The organism is Amycolatopsis sp. NPDC003731 (assembly GCF_053586895.1).
The window spans coordinates 13,606-34,222 of record NZ_JBSFNC010000061.1 but is presented as its reverse complement, the minus strand read 5'-3'; the positions used below and the strand labels follow the sequence as shown (position 1 = coordinate 34,222).

At 70.9% G+C, this 20,617-nt stretch carries 20 protein-coding genes and 2 pseudogenes; 12 read left to right on the top strand and 10 right to left on the bottom strand.

Annotation, left to right across the window (positions count from 1 at the left end; all coding sequences use genetic code 11):
• The first annotated feature begins 101 nt into the window (after nucleotides 1-101).
• Nucleotides 102-1,601, top strand: coding sequence for an MFS transporter (locus ACWDN5_RS24740; RefSeq protein ID WP_310970797.1), 1,500 nt, complete (start codon nucleotides 102-104; stop codon nucleotides 1,599-1,601).
• 30 nt (nucleotides 1,602-1,631) lie between these two features.
• On the opposite strand, the gene ACWDN5_RS24735 is transcribed toward ACWDN5_RS24740, so the two are convergent.
• From ACWDN5_RS24735 to ACWDN5_RS24725, 3 genes are read right to left on the bottom strand one after another with little or no spacing between them, the layout of a single operon-like run.
• The gene (locus tag ACWDN5_RS24735) at nucleotides 1,632-2,291 is read right to left on the bottom strand and encodes a response regulator transcription factor (protein ID WP_310970796.1); all 660 of its coding nucleotides are present in this window, start codon (nucleotides 2,289-2,291) and stop codon (nucleotides 1,632-1,634) included.
• Nucleotides 2,288-3,406, bottom strand: a complete 1,119-nt coding sequence (locus ACWDN5_RS24730; protein ID WP_449677916.1) for a sensor histidine kinase — start codon at nucleotides 3,404-3,406, stop codon at nucleotides 2,288-2,290. Before ACWDN5_RS24730 ends, ACWDN5_RS24735 begins: the two co-directional genes overlap by 4 nt.
• Nucleotides 3,403-4,236, bottom strand: coding sequence for a CPBP family intramembrane glutamic endopeptidase (locus ACWDN5_RS24725; protein ID WP_449677915.1), 834 nt, complete (start codon nucleotides 4,234-4,236; stop codon nucleotides 3,403-3,405). The genes ACWDN5_RS24730 and ACWDN5_RS24725 overlap by 4 nt, the downstream gene beginning before the upstream one ends.
• 157 nt (nucleotides 4,237-4,393) lie before the next feature.
• Between ACWDN5_RS24725 and ACWDN5_RS24720 the strand changes: the two genes are divergently transcribed.
• The gene (locus tag ACWDN5_RS24720; RefSeq protein WP_310970791.1) at nucleotides 4,394-4,882 is read left to right on the top strand and encodes a SigE family RNA polymerase sigma factor; all 489 of its coding nucleotides are present in this window, start codon (nucleotides 4,394-4,396) and stop codon (nucleotides 4,880-4,882) included.
• Nucleotides 4,882-5,622: a hypothetical protein gene (locus ACWDN5_RS24715; RefSeq protein ID WP_310970790.1), complete on the top strand. Its 741-nt coding sequence runs from the start codon at nucleotides 4,882-4,884 to the stop codon at nucleotides 5,620-5,622. The genes ACWDN5_RS24720 and ACWDN5_RS24715 overlap by 1 nt, the downstream gene beginning before the upstream one ends.
• Nucleotide 5,623: 1 nt before the next feature.
• Here ACWDN5_RS24715 and ACWDN5_RS24710 read toward each other — a convergent pair whose 3' ends face one another.
• Nucleotides 5,624-6,670, bottom strand: coding sequence for a zinc-binding dehydrogenase (locus ACWDN5_RS24710; RefSeq protein WP_449677914.1), 1,047 nt, complete (start codon nucleotides 6,668-6,670; stop codon nucleotides 5,624-5,626).
• A 68-nt stretch (nucleotides 6,671-6,738) separates the two neighbouring features.
• Here ACWDN5_RS24710 and ACWDN5_RS24705 point away from each other — a divergent pair, with 68 nt between their 5' ends.
• The gene (locus tag ACWDN5_RS24705) at nucleotides 6,739-7,494 is read left to right on the top strand and encodes a helix-turn-helix transcriptional regulator (protein ID WP_310970787.1); all 756 of its coding nucleotides are present in this window, start codon (nucleotides 6,739-6,741) and stop codon (nucleotides 7,492-7,494) included.
• Here ACWDN5_RS24705 and ACWDN5_RS24700 read toward each other — a convergent pair.
• From ACWDN5_RS24700 to corA, 3 genes are all read right to left on the bottom strand, one after another.
• Nucleotides 7,480-8,319 (bottom strand): chromosome partitioning protein ParB, encoded by an 840-nt coding sequence (locus tag ACWDN5_RS24700; protein WP_310970785.1) that lies wholly within the window; start codon nucleotides 8,317-8,319, stop codon nucleotides 7,480-7,482. The two genes, ACWDN5_RS24705 and ACWDN5_RS24700, sit on opposite strands and share 15 nt — an antisense overlap.
• Nucleotides 8,319-8,966, bottom strand: a complete 648-nt coding sequence (locus ACWDN5_RS24695) for a metallophosphoesterase family protein (RefSeq protein WP_310970784.1) — start codon at nucleotides 8,964-8,966, stop codon at nucleotides 8,319-8,321. Before ACWDN5_RS24695 ends, ACWDN5_RS24700 begins: the two co-directional genes overlap by 1 nt.
• A 178-nt stretch (nucleotides 8,967-9,144) precedes the next feature.
• A complete protein-coding gene (gene corA / locus ACWDN5_RS24690) occupies nucleotides 9,145-10,227 on the bottom strand; it encodes a magnesium/cobalt transporter CorA (RefSeq protein WP_310970782.1) in 1,083 nt (360 codons plus the stop codon).
• 319 nt (nucleotides 10,228-10,546) lie between these two features.
• On the opposite strand from corA, the gene ACWDN5_RS24685 reads away from it, so the two are divergent.
• Together ACWDN5_RS24685 and ACWDN5_RS24680 are read left to right on the top strand one after the other, a co-directional pair.
• Complete coding sequence (locus ACWDN5_RS24685) at nucleotides 10,547-11,050, top strand: MaoC family dehydratase (RefSeq protein ID WP_247014510.1); 504 nt, start codon at nucleotides 10,547-10,549, stop codon at nucleotides 11,048-11,050.
• A gap of 7 nt (nucleotides 11,051-11,057) precedes the next feature.
• Nucleotides 11,058-12,152 carry a DUF2332 domain-containing protein gene (locus tag ACWDN5_RS24680; protein WP_310970781.1) on the top strand — a complete coding sequence of 365 codons (1,095 nt, stop codon included), beginning with the start codon at nucleotides 11,058-11,060 and terminating at the stop codon, nucleotides 12,150-12,152.
• Here ACWDN5_RS24680 and ACWDN5_RS24675 read toward each other — a convergent pair whose 3' ends face one another.
• On the bottom strand, nucleotides 12,153-12,566 hold the full coding sequence (locus ACWDN5_RS24675; RefSeq protein WP_310970780.1) for an NUDIX hydrolase: 414 nt from the start codon (nucleotides 12,564-12,566) through the stop codon (nucleotides 12,153-12,155). It abuts the gene before it with no gap.
• 186 nt (nucleotides 12,567-12,752) lie between these two features.
• Between ACWDN5_RS24675 and ACWDN5_RS24670 the strand changes: the two genes are divergently transcribed.
• From ACWDN5_RS24670 to ACWDN5_RS24650, 5 genes and pseudogenes are all read left to right on the top strand, one after another.
• Complete coding sequence (locus ACWDN5_RS24670; protein ID WP_162146229.1) at nucleotides 12,753-12,917, top strand: hypothetical protein; 165 nt, start codon at nucleotides 12,753-12,755, stop codon at nucleotides 12,915-12,917.
• A gap of 21 nt (nucleotides 12,918-12,938) precedes the next feature.
• Nucleotides 12,939-13,499 carry a PH domain-containing protein gene (locus tag ACWDN5_RS24665; RefSeq protein ID WP_003095467.1) on the top strand — a complete coding sequence of 187 codons (561 nt, stop codon included), beginning with the start codon at nucleotides 12,939-12,941 and terminating at the stop codon, nucleotides 13,497-13,499.
• Nucleotides 13,500-13,537: 38 nt separating this feature from the next.
• Entirely contained in the window at nucleotides 13,538-14,410 is an 873-nt protein-coding gene (locus ACWDN5_RS24660; protein WP_310970778.1) for a PHP domain-containing protein, read from the top strand.
• Nucleotide 14,411: 1 nt separating this feature from the next.
• Entirely contained in the window at nucleotides 14,412-15,041 is a 630-nt protein-coding gene (locus ACWDN5_RS24655) for a MarC family protein (RefSeq protein WP_310970777.1), read from the top strand.
• A gap of 125 nt (nucleotides 15,042-15,166) precedes the next feature.
• Nucleotides 15,167-15,730, top strand: a pseudogene (locus tag ACWDN5_RS24650) (discoidin domain-containing protein); the annotation flags it as partial.
• Between the two features lie 143 nt (nucleotides 15,731-15,873).
• Here the strand turns inward: ACWDN5_RS24650 and ACWDN5_RS24645 are convergent.
• Nucleotides 15,874-16,071 (bottom strand): hypothetical protein, encoded by a 198-nt coding sequence (locus ACWDN5_RS24645; RefSeq protein WP_449677913.1) that lies wholly within the window; start codon nucleotides 16,069-16,071, stop codon nucleotides 15,874-15,876.
• 232 nt (nucleotides 16,072-16,303) lie between these two features.
• On the opposite strand from ACWDN5_RS24645, the gene ACWDN5_RS24640 reads away from it, so the two are divergent.
• Entirely contained in the window at nucleotides 16,304-17,629 is a 1,326-nt protein-coding gene (locus ACWDN5_RS24640) for an alpha-L-rhamnosidase-related protein (RefSeq protein ID WP_449677921.1), read from the top strand.
• Here ACWDN5_RS24640 and ACWDN5_RS24635 read toward each other — a convergent pair.
• A pseudogene (locus tag ACWDN5_RS24635) lies at nucleotides 17,627-20,614 on the bottom strand (UPF0182 family protein); the annotation flags it as partial. The gene ACWDN5_RS24640 and the pseudogene ACWDN5_RS24635 overlap by 3 nt on opposite strands.
• Nucleotides 20,615-20,617 lie beyond the last annotated feature (3 nt).

Genomic DNA, 20,617 nt, shown 5'->3' with positions numbered 1-20,617 from the left:
TCAAGTAGAGGCGCCTTCTCCGCTTCTTGTGTACCTTGGGGCGAGTAAGGGGAGATACCTACTCCACATAGTCTTCCGATCACGTTCTGTGAGGATCTTTCATGTCCGAGTCCACGCTCGCCGTCGCGCCGTCGGGGGACACGCGCGCCGACGAAAATCCCCACCACGCCAGACGGTGGCTGATCCTGGTGATGATCGGCATCGCGCAGCTGATGGTCGTGCTGGACGCGACCGTCGTGAACATCGCGCTGCCGTCGGCCCAGCTCGACCTGGGCTTCTCCAACGACGCCCGGCAGTGGGTCGTCACGGCCTACGCGCTCGCGTTCGGCAGCCTGCTGCTGCTCGGCGGGCGGCTCGCGGACCTCTTCGGCCGCAAGAACGCCCTCCTCGTCGGCCTGGCCGGCTTCGCCGCGGTGTCCGCGCTCGGGGGTGCGGCGACCAACATCGAGATGCTGCTGGTCGCCCGGGCGGCACAGGGTGTGTTCGGCGCGCTGCTCGCGCCCGCCACGCTTTCGCTGCTCACCACCACGTTCACCGACCCGAAGGAGCGCGGTCGCGCGTTCGGCGTCTTCGGGGCCATCGGTGGTGGCGGCGCGGCGGTCGGGCTGCTGCTCGGCGGCGTGCTCACCGAGTACCTCGACTGGCGCTGGTGCATGTTCGTCAACATCATCTTCGCGGTCATCGCGTTCGCCGGCAGCTCGGTCCTGCTGCGCAACCAGAAGGACGAAGGCCCGCGGCCGAAGCTCGACCTGCCGGGCACGATCACCGCGTCGGCCGGGCTGTTCGCGCTGGTCTACGGCTTCGCGAACGCCGAGTCGGACAAGTGGTCGTCGGCGTCGGTCTGGGGCTTCCTGGCCGCCGGCGTGGTGCTGCTGGGCGTGTTCGTGTGGCTGCAGCAGCGCGTCGAACACCCGCTGCTGCCGCTGCGCGTGCTGCTCGACCGGGACCGCGGCGGCTCCTACCTGGCGATGTTCCTGCTCGCCATCGGGATGTTCGCGATCTTCCTGTTCCTGACCTTCTACGTGCAGCAGAACCTGCGGTTCACGCCGATCCAGAGCGGCGTCGGGTTCCTGCCGATGGTGGCGACGCTGATGCTGTCGGCGACGACGGCGACGGCCGTGCTGCTGCCGCGGTTCGGTCCCCGGCCGCTGGTGCCGACCGGCATGGCGATCGCCGCCGCGGGCCTGTTCTGGCTGAGCGGCATCGACCTCGGCAGCACGTACGTCTCCGGTGTCCTCGGCCCGCTCCTGGTGATGGGCTTCGGCATCGGGCTGGCGATGGCGCCGGCGATGAGCGTCGCCACCTTCGGCGTCGAGGCGCACGACGCGGGTGTCGCGTCGGCGGCGGTGAACACGATGCAGCAGGTCGGCGGTTCGATCGGCACGGCGCTGCTGTCGACGCTGGCCGGCAACGCGGCGGTGGCCTACGTCGCGGGCAAGACCCCGACGCCGCAGCTGGCGGCCGAGGCGGCCATCGAGAGCTACACGACGGCGTTCACCTGGGCCGCGGTGATCTACGTGGCCGGTGCGGTGCTCAGCGGCCTGCTGCTGCGCCCGGGCGTCCCGAAGGGCGAAGCGGCGCCGGGCGCCGTGCACATGTAGGGGTTCCTGGTGACGTGACCGGGTTCCCGGTCACGTCACCAGCCCGTGCCGGTAGGCGTAGACGACCGCCTGGACGCGGTCGCGCAGGTCCAGCTTCGTCAGGATGCGCGACACGAACGTCTTCACCGTCTCCTGGCTGATGAACAGCCGTTCCGCGATCTCGCTGTTGGACAGGCCGTCCGCGAGCAGGCGCAGCACTTCCAGCTCACGCGGGGTCAGCGGCGCGTCCGGGGCGGCGTCCGGCGCGGGCCGGATCCGGGCGCCGTAGCGGCCGACCAGCCGGCGCGTCACGTCCGGGTCCAGGAGGGCCGCGCCGGTGGCCACCGTCCGGATGCCGTGCAGCAGCCGGTCCGGTGGCGCGTCCTTGAGCAGGAAGCCGCTCGCGCCCGCGCGCAGGGCTTCGTAGACGTACTCGTCGAGGTTGAACGTCGTCAGCACCAGCACCTTGACCGGGTGCGGCACCCCGGCCCCGGCCAGCAGCTTGGTGGCCTCGATGCCGTCGAGCACCGGCATCCGCACGTCCATCACGACGACGTCCGGCCGCAGCCGCCGCGCGAGGTCGACCGCGGCCCGCCCGTCGCCGCACTCGCCCACCACCTCGAAGTCCGGCTGGGCGCCGATGATCGTCACCAGGCCGGTGCGGATCAGCATCTGGTCGTCGCAGACGAGGACCCGGATCGGCGCGCTCACGTCGGGATCCGGGCGGACACGGTGAACCCGGCGCCGTCGCGGTCCGCGCTGAAGTCGCCGCCCAGCAGGCCGACGCGCTCCCGGAGCCCGGCCAGCCCGCGGCCGCTGCCGCCGGGGGACACGCTCCCGGACCCGGCCGTGCGGACCGCCACGGCGATGTCCCGGTCGCCGTGGTGCACCTCGACCTCGGTGCGGCTGCCGTGCGCGTGCTTGAGGGCGTTCGTCAGGGCCTCCTGCACGACCCGGTAGGCCACCAGATCGGCGCTGCCCGCCGACTCCGCGGGCGTGCCCTCCTCGGTGAACTCCACCGGCTGCCCGGCCTGGCGGGCCTGCTCCACCAGGGCGTGCAGCCCGCCCGGCGACGGCGTCTCGTGCTCGGGGTTGAGCAGGTCGAGCAGGTGCCGCAGGTCGGTGATGGCCCGCCGGCCGGTGTCGGTGATCGCGGTCAGCGTCCGATCCAGCCGATCGGGCGCGGCGGTGAGGTAGCGGGCCGCCTCCGCCTGCACGACCATCGCCGTCACGTGGTGGGTGACGACGTCGTGGAGCTCGCGGGCGATGGTGGCGCGCTCGGCGGCCCGGGTGGCCTCGGCGACGCGGCGCCGGTGCCCGGCCTCCGCGGCGCGGGTGGTGCGCAGCCAGGCCCCGATGCCCCACGCGAACACCAGCAGCAGGAAGAACGTCACGAACTCCGACACCGGCTCCGAGCCGAACGGGGAGAGCACGATCGCCAGCACCACGTACGCCGCCGAGAACACGAGTGCGGTGGTGCGCCGGCGCCGTTCCAGATGCGCGCCCGCGCTGACCAGCGCGACCCCCAGCGCGGTCCCGGCGACCGAGTGGTAGCCGCGGAACTGGTCGACGGCGAAGCCGAGCGCCACCAGCGTCAGGCACGCGGCCGGCCACCGCCGCCGCACGGCGAGCGGGAGGCTCTCGAGGGCGACCACGACGACGGCCAGCGCGTCGAAGGGCCGAGCCGGCACGCCGCCCAGCTGCGTCCCGTGGTTCTGGACCACCGGCAGGAACGAGGCCGCCAGGAACAGCAGCCCGAGCGGGAGGTCGCGGACCACGACGTCGAGCCGGCGCCACCGCGCGCGCACCGCCCGGTGATCGATCACCGGGAAAGTGTAGTGACGTCGTCGACCCGCTCGGCGCGGCGGCGCGGCACCAGGTGGCCGCGCCGGTGGGCCAGCCACAGGAACGCGCACGTCGCGAGGACGCAGAACAGCACCGAGTAGAGGGAGCCTTCGGGACCGAAGTCGCCACCGGTGATGGCCGACGGCCCCGACGTCACGGCGTCGAGCAGGCCCTGCGGGGTGCCGTTGCCGGAGACCTCCGTGCCGAAGATCCCCGCCGCGGCGAAGTTCCAGCCGAAGTGCAGGCCGATCGGCAGCCAGAGCTTGCGGGTCGCGATGTACGCGCCGGTCAGCAGACCGCCGGCTTCGATGGCGATGGCGATCGCGCCCCACAGGCTCGCGTGCTCGTTGAACAGGTGCGAGAGGCCGAACAGCACCCCGGTGGCCACCAGGGCGATCCAGGTGCCGGTCCACTTTTCGACGAACCGGAAGAGGATGCCGCGGAACAGCAGTTCCTCCGTCACCGCGGCGGCGGCCATGAAGCCGACGAGCCCGGCGGCGCCCGCAACCGTGCCCCAGCCCCGGATTTCGTAGTCGCCGAGGAGGGCGATGTTGGCGATGACGGCCGCGAAGAGCGCGACCCCGATCAGCGTCCCCCGGCCGAGCGCGAGCCCGGCGCCCGGCCCGGCCAGCTCGGTGACCGGGCGGTGTTCGGTCTTCCGCACCACCCACCGGTAGCCGAGCACCGCGAGCACGGCGGTCAGCCCGCCGAAGATCAGCGTGAGCCACGGATTCCCGTCGGCCACGGCGATCGCTTGCTGTCCGATGAACGCGATCGCGGCCACGGTCAGCAGCTGCCAGACGACCCTCATGACAACCCCTTCGTCCCGTCCGCGGGGTGGTCCCGCGGCTCCACGGCGAACGCTAGGGATCCGGCGGGCGGGAATCGTCACCAGCGAGCGGACACCCGCGCGTAGCTCGCACGGGGGACACTTGAACCTCCCGGGGCCCGCGCGCCCTAATGAGGACGTGTCCGGAGACGTCGAATTCAGCGAGTACTTCGCCGCGCGGGTCCAGCGGTTCCGCCGGGTGGCGTTCGCGCTCAGCGGGGACTGGCACGCGGCCGAGGACCTGGTCCAGGCGATGTTCGTCCAGCTGTACCGGCGCTGGCGGCGGGTCCGCCCGGCCACCGTCGACGCCTACGCGCGCCGCATCCTGGTGAACCTGTTCCTGGCCGGACGCCGGGGATCCGGGCGCGAGTACGTGACGTCGTCGGTGCCGGAGCGCGCGTCGCCACCGGGCCGGGACCCGTCGTTGCGCCTGGACGTCGAACGCGCGCTGGCGGAGCTGACGCCCCGGCAGCGCGCGATGGTGGTGCTGCGGTTCCTCGAGGACCTCCCGGTGAGCGAGGTGGCGACGCTCCTGGGCGTCGCGGAGGGAACGGTCAAGTCCCAGACGGCCCGCGGGGTCGAGGCGTTGCGCACGGCCCTGCCGGCGCCGGCGACGGAGGAGTCGTGATGGAAGACGTCCGGACCGTGTTGAAGGCGTACGTGACGGAAGGCGAGCCCCCGATCGGTTTGTCCGGCGAGGCGGTGCTGGCGGCGGCCCGCCGGGCGCGCCGGCAGCACCTGGTCACCGGCGCGGCGGCGGTGTGCGTCGTCGTGCTGGCCCTCGCGCTGGCGGTGGTCGTGCTGCCCCACCGGGCCGAGGTCGCGAGCCCGCCGTGCCCGGGCGCCACGGACACGCGGGCGGCGCTGGTCGAGCGGCTGAGCTGCCTGGTGGGGCGGGCGGTGCGCGCGATGCTGCCGCCGGAGGCGCAGATCTCGCGGCTGACGATCCCCGGCGAGACCCCGCCGGCGGACCCGTTCCACCTGATCGCCGACCCGGCCGGCGACGCCCCCGGCGAGGCGCTGTTCCACCTGGGCGTCCGGGTGACCGACGCCCGGGGCACCGGCTCGGTGTACGTCCTCATCCTGCCCGGCGGCGGGGGCGGCCCGAAGTGCGGTGACCCGGACCAGATCGGCTGCCGCACGGAAACCACCCCGCGGGGCCTGCTGTGGCTGTCGACCCTGCGCTCGGGTGACGTCGTGACCAACCGGGTCGGCCTGGCCGCGCCGAACGCGCACGTGCAGTTCTGGTCGGACAACAGCGGCGTGCTGCCGCGGACGGGCGTCCGGTTGCCTAAGCAGCGGCCGGAGCCGACGCTGACCCTCGACCAGGTGCGGCAGCTGACGCTGACGCCGGGCCTGGACCTCTAGTTCAGGGGACCAGCGCGACGAAGCCGAGGCCGGTGGTGCGTTCGGCGACGCCGAGGGCGGCCGCCGGGTCGGCCAGGCCGGTCGTCACGAGCTCGACCGCCGAGAGGTCCAGCAGCCCGGAGCGGACCAGGTGCCACACCGTGGTCACCGTCTCCGGATCGCTCATCCACGAGCCGCGCACGGTGAGGCGCCGGTGCATCAGGTCGCCGTACGGGAGGGGGAGGTCCTGGCGCACGCCGCCGACGAGCACCAGGGTGCCGCGCACCCGCAGGCTGTCGTAAGCGGCCATCGTCGCGTCGGCCGACGGCGTGGCCCCGAGCGTGTCGACGGCGACGTCCGCCGGGGCGATGCCCGCCGCGTCCGCCGCCCGGTCGCCGGTCAGCCGGTGGGTGCGCACGCGAGGATCGAGCTCGGCCAGCCGGTCGAGGGCGGCCTCGTTGCGGCCCACCGCGGTCACCGTCGCCGCGCCTTCCGCCAGCGCCGTCAGCACCGCCGCGCCGCCCAGCTGACCGGTCGCCCCGACCACCGCGACGTCGCGGCCGGCGAGCGGGCCCGCCGCGTGCAGGCCGGACGCGGCGATGCAGAGCCACGGCAGGAACGCCAGGCGGGCCGGGTCCGGGTAGCTCTCCGCCCCGGGCAGCTTGACCAGGGTTTCCTTGGCGCACAGGGCTTTCTCCGCGAAGACGCCGTCGCGCCACACCGTGCGCATGCGGTCCGTCCGCGCGCTGCCCGCGCCGGAGCCGCCCAGGCCGACCCAGCCCACCAGGACCTCGTCGCCGTCGCCCGCGTCGAGCAGGGCGGTGTCCAGCACGAGGTCCCCGGGCGCGACGTGGAACACGTCCGGCGCGACGTCGAGCACCCGCCCGACGCAGGACGGCCCCAGCACCAGGGGCACCGGCAGGCCACCGCGGTTCCCCTGCACCACGGCTCTCGTGTACGCCGGGACGTGCGCGGCGAGCACCTCCACGAGCACGCCGCCGCCTTTCAGCGCAGGCTCCGGTACTTCTTCGAGACAGACGTCTTGTCCGGTCGCGATCCAAGCTTGCATGGCACCAGCCTGGCGGCCCGTTAAGCTGGTATCCAGAATCGCGTTATTCTGGTACTGGAGGTCCCAGGGTGAGCACCGAACTGGGCGCGTTCCTCCGCAGCCGCCGCGAGCGGCTGACCCCGGCCGACGCGGGCCTGCCCGCCACCGGGCGCCGCCGGACGCCGGGATTGCGCCGCGAAGAGCTGGCCCTGCTGGCCGGCATCAGCGCCACCTGGCTGACCTACCTCGAGCAGGGCCGTGACGTGCGTCCGTCCGGCCAGGTGCTCGACGCGCTGGCTCGGGCGCTGCGGCTGACCGGCGCTGAGCAGGAGCACCTGCACCGCCTCGCCGGCGGCGGCCCGAAGCCGGTGGAGAGCGAGGAAGCCGCGCCCGAGGTCGCGGGCGTCCCGGCGCTGCTGGGCGCGAATCCCGCGTACGTCACCGGAATCTGCTACGACGTCCTCGCGCTCAACGCCGCCGCCGAGGAGCTGCTCCGCGGCATCGGACGGGGTGGGAACATCGTGCGCTGGCTGTTCACCGAGCCGGCCGCGCGCGAGGTGCTGGTCGACTGGGAGCAGGAGGCCCGCGCGGTCCTGGCCCGGCTGCGGGCGATCGCGGGGAGGTACCCGGACCACCCGCGGGTGACCCGGCTGGTGGCCGAGCTGACCGAGGCCAGCCCCGAGGTCCGCGCGTGGTGGCCGCGGTACGAAGTCCAGTTCAGCCACGCGGGCCACAAGCGCCTGCGGCACCCGCGGCTGGGCGAGATCACCGTGCCGCACGCCGCGTTCCACGTCGCCGAGCGGCCCGAACAGACCCTGGTGGTCTACCACCTAGTGGTGCCGTGACCGCAGCCGCTCGATGACGTCGTCGTCCCAGCGGTGGGTCCGGATCAGCCGGTACCGCTCCGCCGCCACCCACATGTACGCCTCGGCGTCCGTGCGGTCGCCGATCAGCCCCGCCTGCCGCAGCATCCCCACCACCGGGACGAACTCCTCCTCGAACCAGCGCTGCGCCACGCTCGCCCGGTCGCAGAACTTGCCTTCGTCCTGCATCAACCGGAAACCCCACGCCTCCACGTGTTCGCCCAGCCGCGCGTAGTCCCACGGGTCCGACACGATCACCGACGCCCGCGCGTGGCCCGTCAGGGGGACTCGCTCCAGGAACAGCCGCCGGTAGTCCTTGACGATCAGGTCGCCGCGGTGGCGGATGCCGCCCGGGTCCAGTTTGGTCCGGACGACCGTCACCGAAGCCTCTATTGTGGACAGTCCCTGGGCGATCGCCACCGAGACGCGGTGGTGGCCGTCGATGATGAAGTGCAGCTCACCCACCCGGTAGACCTCGATCGGCGGGATCTCCTCGCCGCGGCGGGCGGCCAGGGCCAGGCGTTCCCAGCGCTCGCGGACGCGGGCCGACGTCGGGCGGAAGCGGCGGTCGAAGTCGCGGCTGCGGTCGACCGTGCCCACGATCGACTCCAGCTTGATCACCCGCAGCCCGATCCGGTGCTCGCCGAGGTAGCCGAGCGCCTCCACCACCTCGTGGAACGGCAGCATGATGTTGACGTCGTCGGGCTCCCGGCGCAGCCACGTCGAAAGCCGCGAGAGCACCTGGCCGCGGCGGGCGCGGAGGAAGTCGTTCTCCGCGTCCGCGCGGGGGAATCCCGTCTCTTTCATCAGAACTCCATGATCCGGTGGCCCACCACGTTGCGGATCCGCGTCGTGCCGACCACCCGGTCCGGCACCGGCTCGCCGTGGGGGTGGATGTGCCCGTGCAGCAGCCACTTCGGGCGCAGCGCTTCGATCGTGCGGTGCAGGCACGCGAACCCGCGGTGCGGCGGGTCGGCCCGATCGCCCAGGTTCAGCGGCGGCGAATGCGTCAGCAGGACGTCGACGTCGCGCCCGTCGCGCCACCGCCGGAAGCGGGCGCGCCGGACCAGCCCGCGGGCCCGCCGCGCCTGCTGGCGCTGCGTCCACTGGTTCGGGCCTTCGTTGTAGCGGATCGAGCCGCCGAGCCCGGCGAACCGCAGGCCGGCGACGTCGACGAGGCGCCCGTCGGCGTTGATGCCGCCCGCCGGGCCGGGCCAGACCGTGGGGAATCCGTCCTTCATGGACAGCCCGCCGTAGCGCGTGTAGCCGCTCAGGTCGGGGTCGTGGTTGCCGGGCACGAACACGCACGGCACGTCGAGCGCGCTCGCCAGGAACGCCAGGTAGTCGTACGGCAGGTCCCCGGCGCCGATGACCAGGTCGACGGAGTGGCTGCGGACCGCGTCGGTCCACAACCGCTCGTCGACCTCGTCGGAGACGACCAGCGCTTTCGGCATGCGCCCAGGGTACGACGCCCCGGCGCTATTTCATTCCGTGCGCGAACCCCGGATCGGCGACGATGACGAAAGTGATGACGACGATCCACAGCACGCTGAGCGCGAGCGCCCAGAACTTCAAGTTGGACAGCAACCTGGACATGACAGTTCTCCGAAGGAAATCCGGTGGGGAAGGGACTCAGAGCCAGCCGTTCTTCCGGAATATTCGGTACAGCAACAGGCAGATCGCCAGGATCACGCTGATCACCAGCGGGTACCCGAACTTCCAGTGCAGTTCGGGCAGGTAGTCGAAGTTCATCCCGTAGATGCCCGCGATCATCGTCGGCACGGTGATGATCGCCGCCCACGACGTGATCTTGCGCATATCGGTGTTCTGCTGCAGGGAAATCTTCGCGACGGTCGCGTCGACCAGGGTGGACAGCAGTTCGTCGAACGCCGCGACCCGCTCGGACACGGTGGTGAGGTGGTCGGCGACGTCGCGGAAGTACGAGCGGACGTCGTCGGGCACCAGCCGCGTGTAGCCCTCGGCCAGCCGCTGGATCGGCGTGGCCAGCGGCATCACCGCGCGGCGCAGCTCGAGGACCTCCCGCTTCATCAGGTAGATCTGCTCGGCGCTGACCTGCGAGCGGGGCGCGAAGACCTGCGCCTCCATGACGTCGATGTCGGTCTCGATCCGGCCGGTGACGTCGAGGTAGTGGTCGACGACGTGGTCGGCGATCGCGTGCACGACCGCGGACGGGCCCAGCTTCAGCCGCTCCGGGTCCTCGTCCAGCTCGCGCCGCAGCCGCGCCAGTCCCGAGTGGTTCCCGTGCCGGACCGTGATCACGAAGTCGCGGCCGAGGAACACCATCAGCTCACCGGTTTCGACGATCTCGTTCGCCGTGGTGGGGGACTCGTGTTCGACGTACCGGACGGTCTTGACCACCAGGAACAGCGTGTCGTCGTAGCGCTCCAGCTTCGGCCGCTGGTGCGCTTCGAGCGCGTCCTCGACCGCCAGCTCGTGCAGCCCGAACGTGTCCGCGACGCCCTGGATCTGCTGGGCGTCCGGCTCGTGCAGGCCGATCCAGACGAACCCCTCGTGCCGCTTCCGGACCTCCTTGATCGCCTCGGAGTGGGTCCAGCGGCCGGGCAGGCGCTCACCGCCGACGTACACCGCGCAGTCGACGACGTACGCGGACAGCGGCACCGGGACCGGGCGCACGGGAACGGTGCCCTTGTTGCCGCGGCCGCGCAGGCCGCCGAGGGAGGGGATGGCAGGCATGGGATCTCCTGGTGTCGTGCGTGGTCGTGCGAGACGACGGACCAGGGGCGGAAAAGACGTCCGCCCGGCGACACACCAGCGTTCCCGGGGTGAGAAGGCCTACCAGGAGATGAGCCGGCCGGCCGGTGAGGTGGGAACGCTGGGACTACTAGGGAGCGGACTATCGCCACTACTCATCGAGTTCCTCACCTCCTTCGGGCCGGGTCCAGAGTGGTGGGGCTCGCGTTGACGCGCGAACACCGATGGTTGAGGGTACTCCTCACTACGGATGCGTGTCGTACCAGCCTCACGCGGTGTTACGCGGGCAAGGAGATGACGAGTGCAGTTCGGCCGGTACTACGAGGAGTTCGAGGTCGGTGCGGTCTACAAGCACTGGCCGGGCAAAACGGTCACCGAATACGACGACCACCTGTTCTGCCTGATCACCATGAACCACCACCCGCTGCACCTGGACGCGCACTACGCCGGGGAGACCACCGACTTCGGCAAGAACGTCGTGGTCGGGAACTACGTCTACTCGCTGCTGCTCGGGATGTCGGTGCCGGACGTCTCCGGCAAGGCGATCGCGAACCTCGAGGTCGAATCGCTCAAGCACGTGAAGCCGACCTTCCACGGCGACACGATCTACGGCGAGACCGAGGTGCTCGACAAGACGCCGTCGAAGTCCAAGGACGACCGCGGCGTGGTGTACGTCGAGACGCGCGGTTACAAGCAGGACGGCCTGATCGTGTGCACTTTCCGGCGGAAGGTGATGGTGCCGAAGCGGTCGTACGGGGAGACTCGGGGCGGGGAGCAGCCGGGCCGGCCGGTGCCGCACGAATGAGGCTTTGATGGACCTGGACGGGATCAAGGGGATACTCCGCACGTTCGCGGAAGTCGAGGCCCGCGGGGTCTCGCCGCTGTACGAGCACCTGGCGCTGCAGGCGGCGGCGGACGACGACGTGGCGGGCCTGCTGTCGGGAGCTCGCGACGGCGAGGTGCGCGGGACGCTGCTGATGGCGGTCGCGCACCGGCTGGTGCAGGCCGACCCGATCCACCCGCTCTCGCGGTACTACCCGTCGCTGGGCGGGTTCGACGGCGTCGACTCCGACACGTGGCCGCTGTTCCGGTCGTTCCTCCTGGAGCGCGCCGACAAGGCGCGCGCGTTGGTCGCTGCGCGGTATACGCAGACGAACGAGGTCCGCCGGGCGGCGTTGCTGTACCCGGGCGTGGCGCGGGCGGCCCGCGAGGCGGGCGGGAAGGTCTCGCTCCTGGAGGTCGGCTGCAGCGCGGGGCTGCTGCTCGGGCTGGACCGCTTCGGCTACCGCTACCAGTGCGACGGCGGCGACCAGCTGACGGCGGGTCCGGCGAAGGCGGCGGTCGGGCTGCACTGCGCGCTGGACCTGGCCCCGGGCGCGACGGTGCCGAAGCTGCCGAAGAAGCTGGCGCTGCTCGACCGCGCGGGCCTCGACCGGGCGCCGGTGGACCTGTCGGACGAGGACGAGCTGGCCTGGCTGGAGGCGTGCGTCTGGGCGGACCAGCCCGACCGCATCCGGCTCCTGCGCACGGCGGCGGCCGAGCAGGCGCGCCACCGGCCGCGGTTGATCCCCGGCGACGGCGTCGACGACCTGGCCTCGGCGGCTTCGTCGCTGGAGGGGCCGCTGGTGGTGGTCACGAGCCACGCGCTGGCGTACTTCCCGGCGGAGAAACGGGCCGCGTTCGTCGAGGCGCTGGCCGAGCTGGCTTCTTCGCGGCCGGTCTGGTGGGTGTCGGAGGAGTTCTACGGCGCCGGGCTGGAGCTGGTGCTGCCGGGGCGGTCCGATCTGGCCGGGTCGGACGGGCTCGCAACGCTGGGCGTGGTGCGGTGGGAGGACGGGAAGGCCGAGGCGCACGCCTTGGCGCGGACCGTGCCGCACGGGCAGCGGATGACCTGGTTGCCGCTGTAGTCAGGCCCGCGGTAGGGCGTTCCACTCACGCAGCGTCACGTAAAGGAGGTCCACCAGGTCCCCGGCCGCCTCCAGCCCGGCAAGGTCTGCCGCATCGGACCAACGCACCTCCGACGCGTCATCACCGGCCGTGAGTTTTCCGCCCTCGACCTCGCAGGCGTAGTCGAAAATCTCGTACGGTCCCCGCCGCACGGAACCGACCAGTGTGCCCGGAATCACGTCCAGCCCGGTCTCCTCGGAAAGCTCCCGGACCACGGCCTCTTTGTCCGTTTCGCCCGGTTCGACTCGGCCGCCCGGCAGCGACCATTGCCCCGAACCGGGGTCATTTACGCGCCGGATGAGCAGCAAACGGCCGTACGGGTCGAACACGATCCCGCCGACGCAGCGGATCGTGGTGCTGGTGACGCCCTCCATGTCCCGAAGGGTAGACGCAGCCGAGGTGAAAACGGCTGTCCTGTACACGGAGAGTAGCCATACGGTACACTTCGGACCGCGTGCTGACCCAAGCGCGGGACTTTCCTCCCCTGCGCCTGTTCGGTGCGGTACAACGTAAAAACTGCTGTTGTCCGGTGTCACCGTAAGAGACGGGATTTGATCGCGGTGAACGTGAAGAAGATTGCGGGCCTCGCCGGTATCGCGTTGGTGCTGTTCTTCGTCATCGCCCAGCCTGGGCAGGCCGCCGGCCTCGTCGGCAACATCATCGACTTCCTGCGCAGCTCGGCCGAATCGGTGATCACCTTCGTCAGCAACGTGTTCAAGGGCTGATCGCGGGGTTACCCTCGAACCATGTTCGCGCCACGCGACCCCGACGAGTACCTCCTCGACACCGAGCGGCGGGTCATCCGGATCCGCCGCCACTGGGCGGTGCTCCTGTGGGACACCTTCGAGGCGGCTGCGCTGCTGGCCGTCTGCGTGCTGGTGTCCTACCTGCTGCCGCCGGCGCTGTACATCGGCCAGAACATCCTCTGGTACGTCGCGCTGCTCGTCGTCCTGCGGTTCGCCTACGTGGTGATGGAGTGGTGGGTCGAGCGCCTGGTGGTCACCGACAAGCGGTTCGTCATGACCACCGGGGTGTTCACCACCAAGGTGCTGATGATGCCGATCAGCAAGGTCACCGACCTCAGCTACGTCCGCACCGCCACCGGCCGCATGATGGGCTACGGCACGATGGTGGTCGAGTCCGCCGGTCAGATCCAGGCGCTGAACAAGATCGACTTCCTGCCGCGCCCCGAAGAGTTCTACGACACGATCTCGGAGCTCGTCTTCGGCGACAAGCAGAAGCAGGCCGAACGCTTCTCCATGATCAAGGCCCAGCGGGCCGCGCGGGGCAAGAAGCCGGTCGGCTAGGAGTCCCGGCGAGCGTGTGACGCAGCGCATCGTCGACAATGGACACGATGCGCATCGACCTGCACGCCCACTCCACCGCTTCCGACGGCACCGACACGCCGGCCGGGCTCGTCGCCGCGGCCGCGAAAGCCGGGCTTGACGTCGTCGCGATCACCGACCACGACACCACCGCGGGCTGGGCGCCCGCCTCCGAAGCGGTGTCACCCGGCCTCACGCTGGTCCCCGGCGCCGAGCTCTCCACGGTGTCGATCGACCCCGAGACGGGCCGCCAGATCAGCGTCCACCTGCTGGCCTACCTCTTCGACCCGACGTCGGAGCCGGTCGTCACCGAGCAGACCCGGCTGCGGCTCGAGCGCCGCACGCGGCTGCGCCGGATGGCCGAGCGGATGGCCGCCGACGGCCTCCCGATCGACATCGACGAGATCTTCGGCCTGCTGCCCGAGGACTCCCCGCCCGGCCGCCCCCACCTGGCCCAGGCGCTGGTCCGGGCCGGGCTGGTCAAGTCCGTGGACGAGGCCTTCGCCGACTACCTCAGCCCCCGCCGCGGCTACTACGTCGCCCGCCGGGACACGCCGGTCGAAGAGGCCATCGACATGATCGCCGCGGCCGGCGGGGTCACGGTCGTCGCGCACCCCTTCGCCTTCAGCCGCGGCGCCACCATCAGCGAGGACACCCTCGCCGGGCTGGCCGCGCGCGGGCTCACCGGCGTCGAGGCCGACCACCCGAACCACGACGCGGCGACGCGGGCCCGCGTCCGCGAGCTGGCCGCCGAGCTCGGGCTCGTCTTCACCGGATCCAGCGACTACCACGGCACGAACAAGACGATCAAGCTCGGTGAGTGCACCACTGACCCCGGGCAGTTCGAGGAGCTGGCTTCGCGCGCGACGGGGTTCCAGGTCGTGAAGGGCTGACATGGCGTTCGCCGACTTCTTCGACGCGAAGCTCTTCATGAGCGCGACGATCACCTTGATCGTCATCATGGACCCACCCGGCACCGTGCCGGTGTTCCTCAGCCTCGTCGGCCGCAAGCCGATGGCGACCCGGGCGCGCGCCGCCCGGCAGGCCGTCCTGGTGTCGTTGCTGGTCATCAGCCTGTTCGCGATCGCGGGGCAGGCGATCCTGGCCTACCTCGGCATCGGCATCCCCGCGCTGCAGGGCGCGGGCGGGCTGCTGCTCCTGCTGATCGCGCTGCAGCTGCTCACCAGCAACGGCCACGAGCCCGAAGCGGCGGCCGACGACGTCAACGTCGCGCTGGTGCCGCTCGGCACGCCGCTGCTGGCCGGGCCCGGCGCGATCGCCGCGACCATCGTGTTCGTCCGGCAGGCCGACGGGCACCTCGGCGCGTACATCGCCCTGGCGCTGGCGATCGTCACCGTGCACTTCGTGATCTACCTCTGCATGCGCTATTCCGGCCTCGTCATCCGGCTGATCAAGGAAAGCGGCATCACGCTGCTGGCCAAGGTGGCCGGCCTGCTGCTCGCGGCCATCGCCGTGGAACTCGTCGCGAACTCGGTCCGCGGGTTCATCTCCGGCGCCGGCTGAGACCGCCACCCGGGTTGTCCTGCCGGACAGGATGCGCCCGGTTCGTTGACATCGTTGGCACCGCTCCCGCAGCCTGAACCTCAGCTCAGCGTTTGAAACGATTCAACGCCCTTGCGGAGGCCTCGATGAAGTGGCTCAGAGCAGTCCTGCCGGTCACGGTGCTGGTGGCGAGCGGCGTCGTCGCCGTGCCCGCCGACGCGGCGCCGGGCTGGCAGAAGTACGTCGTCGCACCGTCGAGCCGGGACGTCCGCCCGGTGCAGGTGCTGTCCACCACCGGAGACGTCACGAACCCCAACGGCCTGCTCGGGCGTGGGGTGGCGACGTTCAAGCGGCAGGCGCCGCCGCCGAAGCCGGCCTGGCCGTCGGGCACCACCGCGGCCGCGTCGTCGTTCCACGCGCCGAACAACGGCGGGAACGGGCAGCCGCGGACGTACGACCCCGGCAACGCCGTCGACGGCAACACCGAGACGTTCTGGAACGACGACACGATCGGCGCCTACCCCGACGTCCTGACGATCACCGCGGGCGCGCCGGTCGCGCTGCCCGGGGTCACCGTGTTGTCCAATGTGGACGGCGTGCCGCAGGACTTCACGGTCGAGGTACTGGACGCCGGCGCGTGGCGGACGGCCGCCACGGTCAGCGGCAACACGGCCGTGCAGCGCGCGGTCACCTTCGACCGGCCGGTGACGGCCGCGCAGGTCCGGATCACCGTGACCAAGGACCAGAACACCCCTTCGGGTGAGTTCAGCCGCGTCGCCGAGGTGTGGCCCGGCGTGGTCGCCGACCCGCCGGTGCCGACCGCCGTCGTCGACTTCGGCAAGGTCGTCGCCGGCTACCCGAAGATCGCGTTCGCGGGCGCGTCGGCGAACCGGCCGGGCGTCCGGCTGGCGTTCTCGGAAACCCGGCAGTACCTGGGCGAACGCTCCGACTTCACCCGCTCGGACTTCTCCGGCGGGCCGGGCACCGACCAGTTCGCCGTGCCCGCGACGCCGACGGTGTGGCGGGACACCAAGGGCTGTGCCTCGGGCACGCAGGTGTGCGCGGACGGCCTGCACGGCTTCCGCTACCTGCGGATCAGCCTCGACGCGCTGGCATCGGACGCGCCGCTGGCCCAGCCCTCCGGTGAGGTGCGCATCAGCGGCGTCTCGCTCGACTTCACGCCGTTCCTCGGCACGCCGTCGACCTACCGCGGCTGGTTCGAGTCGTCCGACGAGGACCTGAACCGCTACTGGTACGCGGCGTCCTACACGAACGAACTGGGCATGGACACCTTCCGCGAGTCCGATGTGGACCCTCGCGGCGCGTTCTCGCCGTCACTGGACGGGAAGCTGGTGCTGCACGACGGCGCGAAGCGCGACCGGGACCCGTACGTCGGCGACGTCGCGGTCTCCGGTCTCACGCAATACCTGACGCACCAGGACGGCACGGCGGCTCGGAACGTCCTCGCCGATCTGGCCGACCACCAGCGCGCGGACGGCTGGATCCCGCCCGCGTCGATCAACAACTACACGCTGCCGCTGTTCGACTATCCGCTCTGGTGGGTGACGTCCAGCTGGGACTACGTGCTCTATACGGGCGACACCGCGTACGCGAACTCGTACTACTCGCACCTCGTGAAGACGCTTGACAGCTGGTATCCGTCGGTCACCGATTCGCGCGGGTTGCTCGCGAAGGGGCTCAACGGCACCAGCGGCTACGGCGACTACGCGTTCCTGCCGCGCTCGGGCGAAGTGACGTACTACAACGCGCTGTACGTCCGAGCGCTTCAGGGTGCTGCCGGTCTGGCGCGCGCGACGGGGCACCCGGCCGACGCGCAGCGGTGGCTTTCGCGCGCTTCGGACGTCTCGGCGGCGGTGAACCAGTACCTGTGGGACCCGGCGGCGGGCGCGTACCTCGACTCGGCGACGGGCGCGGTGCGACACGGGCAGGACGGCAACAGCCACGCTGTATTGGCAGGGATCGCTTCGCCTGCGCAGGCGACTTCGGCACTGGCGCGGCTCGCGGCGGGCGCGTTGCCGTACGGGAACCCGTTCATGGACAACGACACTCTGGTCGGCGACGGCACGAAGCGCGTGTACGCGTTCACGTCGTTCCCCGAGCTGCAGGCGCGGTTCCGGACCGGGCAGACGGCGTCGGCGATCGACCAGATCAAGCGGATGTACGGCTGGATGGCCACGCACGACCCGGGCATCACGGCGTGGGAGGGCATCGGCGAGGGCGGCTCGCACTACGAGCAGGGCTACACGTCGGCCGCGCACGGGTGGTCGACCGGCGTCGTGCCGGCGCTGACGAACGAGCTGCTGGGCGTCTCGCCGACGTCGCCGGGCTTCGCGACCTGGACGGTTTCGCCGCACCCAGGTTCGGTTTCGTGGGCGCGAGGGGCGGTGCCGACGCCGAAGGGCGCGTTGTCGGCTTCGTGGTCTCAGCAGGGTTCGGTGTTTTCGCTGACGGTGACCGCGCCGCGGGGGACTTCCGGTTCGCTGGTGGTGCCTTCGGGGCGGCTGGTGCTGCTGGACGGGCGTCCGCTGCGCGCGGCGGGCCCGCTGACGGTTTCCGGTGGGACGCACACGGTGCTCGTGGTGCGGTGACCGGCTTTCCGCGCGGGGCGGCCCGGGGGCTGCCGTCTTGGCTGCTTCGTACGCGCGGGCGGCTGCGTCGAGGGCGGCGAGCGCGGCGCCTTGGTCGGTGAAGTTGCCGGATTGCTGGGCGGCTTTGAGTTTGGCGATGGCCGATTGGATGTCGGCGACCGCGCGGTCGAGGGCCGCGTTGCCGCTGCCGTTGTTGGCGGGCGGGGTGGTGGTCGGGTTGGTGGAGGTGGGTGGGTTGGTCGTGGGCTGGCCGGCTTGGGGTGGCGTGGTGGTGGCTTCGCCGGTGCCGGCGCCGAAGACCTGGTCGAGGGCTTCCTGGAGGGTGGCGCCGTAGCCGACCTTGGGTCCGTAGGAGACGAGGACGCGGGCCAGCTGCGGGTAGCTGTTCTGGTTGCGCTGCCGGATGTAGACGGGTTCGACGTAGAGGAAGCCGTCGGCGACCGGGAGCGTGATCAGGTTGCCGTAGATGGGGGTGACGTTGGGGTTGTTGAAGAGGGTGCGGTCCTGGGCGACGCGGGAGTCGCTCTGGAACCGGTTCTGGACTTGGACCGGGCCGTCGACCTGGGTGGCTCCGGTGGCCGCGCTGGGTAGCTGGAGGACGCGGATCTTGCCGTAGTCGGCCGGGTCGGAGGAGACCGACATCCAGGACGCGAGGTATTGGCGTTGGAGACCGGTCAGCGAGCTGGTCAGCTGGAACGTCGGCTTGGTCTGGCCCGGGGTGTCGGCGAGGACGTAGTAGCCGGGTTGGTTGGCCGCGCCGGCCGCGGCCGGGTTGGAGCCGCCTTCGGCGGTCGGGTCTTGCGGGACGCTCCAGAAGGCCTGCTGCGAGTAGAACTCCTGCGGGTTGCTGACGTGGTAGCGCGACAGCAGTTCACGCTGGATCTTGAACAGGTCCTCGGGGTAGCGGAAGTGGGCCCGCAGGTCCGGGGAGATCTCGGAGCTGGGCTTCACGAGCCCGGGGAAGACCTTCTCCCAGGCGTTGAGGACCGGTTCCTTGTCGTCGATCGAGTACAGCGTCACGGTGCCGTTGAAGGCGTCGACGGTGGCCTTGACCGAGTTGCGGATGTAGTTGATGGAGCTGTTGGCCTGGCGGGCGACGCCGTTGAGGGAGTCGTTCGTGGCCGCGCCGAGCTGGGTCTGCTGGGCGTACGGGAAGTTGTTGAGCGTGGTGTAGCCGTCGATGATCCACTGGATCTTGCCGTCGACGACCGCCGGGTACGGGTCGCCGTCGAGGGTCAGCCACGGCGCGACCTTGCTGACGCGGTCGCGCGGGTCGCGGTTGTACATGATCTTGGAGTTGTCGCCGATGGCGTCGGAGAACAGGATGTTGCGTTCGCCGTATTCGGCGGCGAAGGCGAGGCGGTTGAACCAGTTGTCGATCGAGACGCCGCCGGTGCCCGTGTACTTGTAGCGGTCGGTGGCGGTGTCGTACTCGCCGGGCGCGTTGCCGGTGGTGCCGCCGACGATGGCGTAGTCGGATTCCGCGGCGGACAGCTCGCCGTAGTAGATGCGGGGTTCCTTGACCTCGATGCCGGGCTGGCCGGAGCCGGGTGAGCCGGCGCCGGCCGGGTTCTGCGTGTCGCTGGTCGTCGCGATCGGGTAGCCGCCGTCGGAGTTGGCGTCCTTGACCGCGCGGTCGATCGTGTTGGCCGGCGCGACGACGAAGCCGTTGCCGTGGGTGTAGACGAGGTGCTTGTTGATCCAGCTGGTCTGGTTGCCGGTGAGGCCCTCGGTCTTGATCTCCTTGGCGGCGACGATGTAGTCCTGCGTCACGCCGCCGACGGTGTAGCGGTCGATGTCCAGCTTGGCCGGGAAGCCGTAGAAGTTCTCGCGGCCGACGCGCTGGGTGAAGGTGTCGGAGAGGATGTTCGGGTCGAGCAGCCGGATGTTCGACATCGTCCCGTTGTCGTTCTTGATCTGGTCCGGGGTGGCGTCCGACTTGCCGGTGTAGGGCTGGTACTGGACGTCGGTGAGGCCGTAGGCGCGGCGGGTGGCGTCCATGTTGCGCTGGATGGACGTCGCTTCCTTCTCGTTCGCGTTCGGCTTCACCGAGAACTGGTCGAGGATGGCCGGCCAGGCGACGCCGACCAGGATGCCGGAGAGGATCAGCAGCACGAGTGCGATGGCCGGCAGCTGCAGGTTGCGCAGGAAGGCACCGGCGAAGAACGCGATCGCGCAGATCACCGAGATGCACAGCAGGATCAGCTTGGCCGGCAGCACCGCGTTGAGGTCGGTGTAGGTGGCGCCGACGAACAGCGGCATGCCGCGGTCGGACAGCAGCAGGTTGTACCGGTCGAAGAAGTACTCGACCGCCTTCAGCAGCACGAAGAGCCCGACGGTGATGGCGAGCTGCGCGCGGGTCGGGCCGGCGAGCTGGCCGCCCTTGCCGGCGAGCCGGATGCCGCCGAAGACGTAGTGCGAGATCAGCGCGCCGAAGAAGGAGATCACGACGGTGATGAACAGCCAGCCGAGCAGCCAGTTGATGAACGGCAGGTCGAAGGCGTAGAAGCCGACGTCGTTGCCGAACTCGGGGTCGGTCTGGCCGAACGAGGTGCCGTTGAGGAACAGCTGCACGACCTGCCAGTCGCCCTGGGCGGACAGACCGGCGATGAGGCCGGTCAGCACCGGGATGCCGACGCCGAAGAGGCGGATCCGGGCGACGATCGCCGAGCGGTAGCGCGCCAGCGGGTCGTCGGCGCCGGAGATCGGCACGAACACCGGGCGCGTCCGGTAGGCGATCATCAGGCTGATCGCCAGTGCGCCGCCGACGAGCAGGCCGACGGCGAAGAAGAGGATCACGCGGGTGACCAGCTGGGTGGTGAACACCGGCCGCGCGCCGACTTCGCCGAACCACAGCCAATCGACGTACGTGTCGAGGAGGCGGGCCCCGAGCAACAGCGCCAGCACGATCACCGCGGCGATGATGAGGAGGATCCGGCTCCGCCGGGACAGCTTCGGCAGGCTCACCGGGGGCCGAGTCGCCACGGC

Bases quoted from the DNA above. Each gene is read 5' to 3' on its own strand.
- ACWDN5_RS24740 (WP_310970797.1), top strand. From the start codon at position 102: ATGTCCGAGTCCACGCTCGCCGTCGCGCCGTCGGGGGACACGCGCGCC.
- ACWDN5_RS24725 (WP_449677915.1), bottom strand. From the start codon at position 4,236: ATGAGGGTCGTCTGGCAGCTGCTGACCGTGGCCGCGATCGCGTTCATC.
- ACWDN5_RS24715 (WP_310970790.1), top strand. From the start codon at position 4,882: ATGGAAGACGTCCGGACCGTGTTGAAGGCGTACGTGACGGAAGGCGAG.
- ACWDN5_RS24710 (WP_449677914.1), bottom strand. From the start codon at position 6,670: ATGCAAGCTTGGATCGCGACCGGACAAGACGTCTGTCTCGAAGAAGTA.
- ACWDN5_RS24700 (WP_310970785.1), bottom strand. From the start codon at position 8,319: ATGAAAGAGACGGGATTCCCCCGCGCGGACGCGGAGAACGACTTCCTC.
- ACWDN5_RS24695 (WP_310970784.1), bottom strand. From the start codon at position 8,966: ATGCCGAAAGCGCTGGTCGTCTCCGACGAGGTCGACGAGCGGTTGTGG.
- corA (WP_310970782.1), bottom strand. From the start codon at position 10,227: ATGCCTGCCATCCCCTCCCTCGGCGGCCTGCGCGGCCGCGGCAACAAG.
- ACWDN5_RS24680 (WP_310970781.1), top strand. From the start codon at position 11,058: ATGGACCTGGACGGGATCAAGGGGATACTCCGCACGTTCGCGGAAGTC.
- ACWDN5_RS24675 (WP_310970780.1), bottom strand. From the start codon at position 12,566: ATGGAGGGCGTCACCAGCACCACGATCCGCTGCGTCGGCGGGATCGTG.
- ACWDN5_RS24665 (WP_003095467.1), top strand. From the start codon at position 12,939: ATGTTCGCGCCACGCGACCCCGACGAGTACCTCCTCGACACCGAGCGG.
- ACWDN5_RS24660 (WP_310970778.1), top strand. From the start codon at position 13,538: ATGGACACGATGCGCATCGACCTGCACGCCCACTCCACCGCTTCCGAC.
- ACWDN5_RS24655 (WP_310970777.1), top strand. From the start codon at position 14,412: ATGGCGTTCGCCGACTTCTTCGACGCGAAGCTCTTCATGAGCGCGACG.
- ACWDN5_RS24640 (WP_449677921.1), top strand. From the start codon at position 16,304: ATGGACACCTTCCGCGAGTCCGATGTGGACCCTCGCGGCGCGTTCTCG.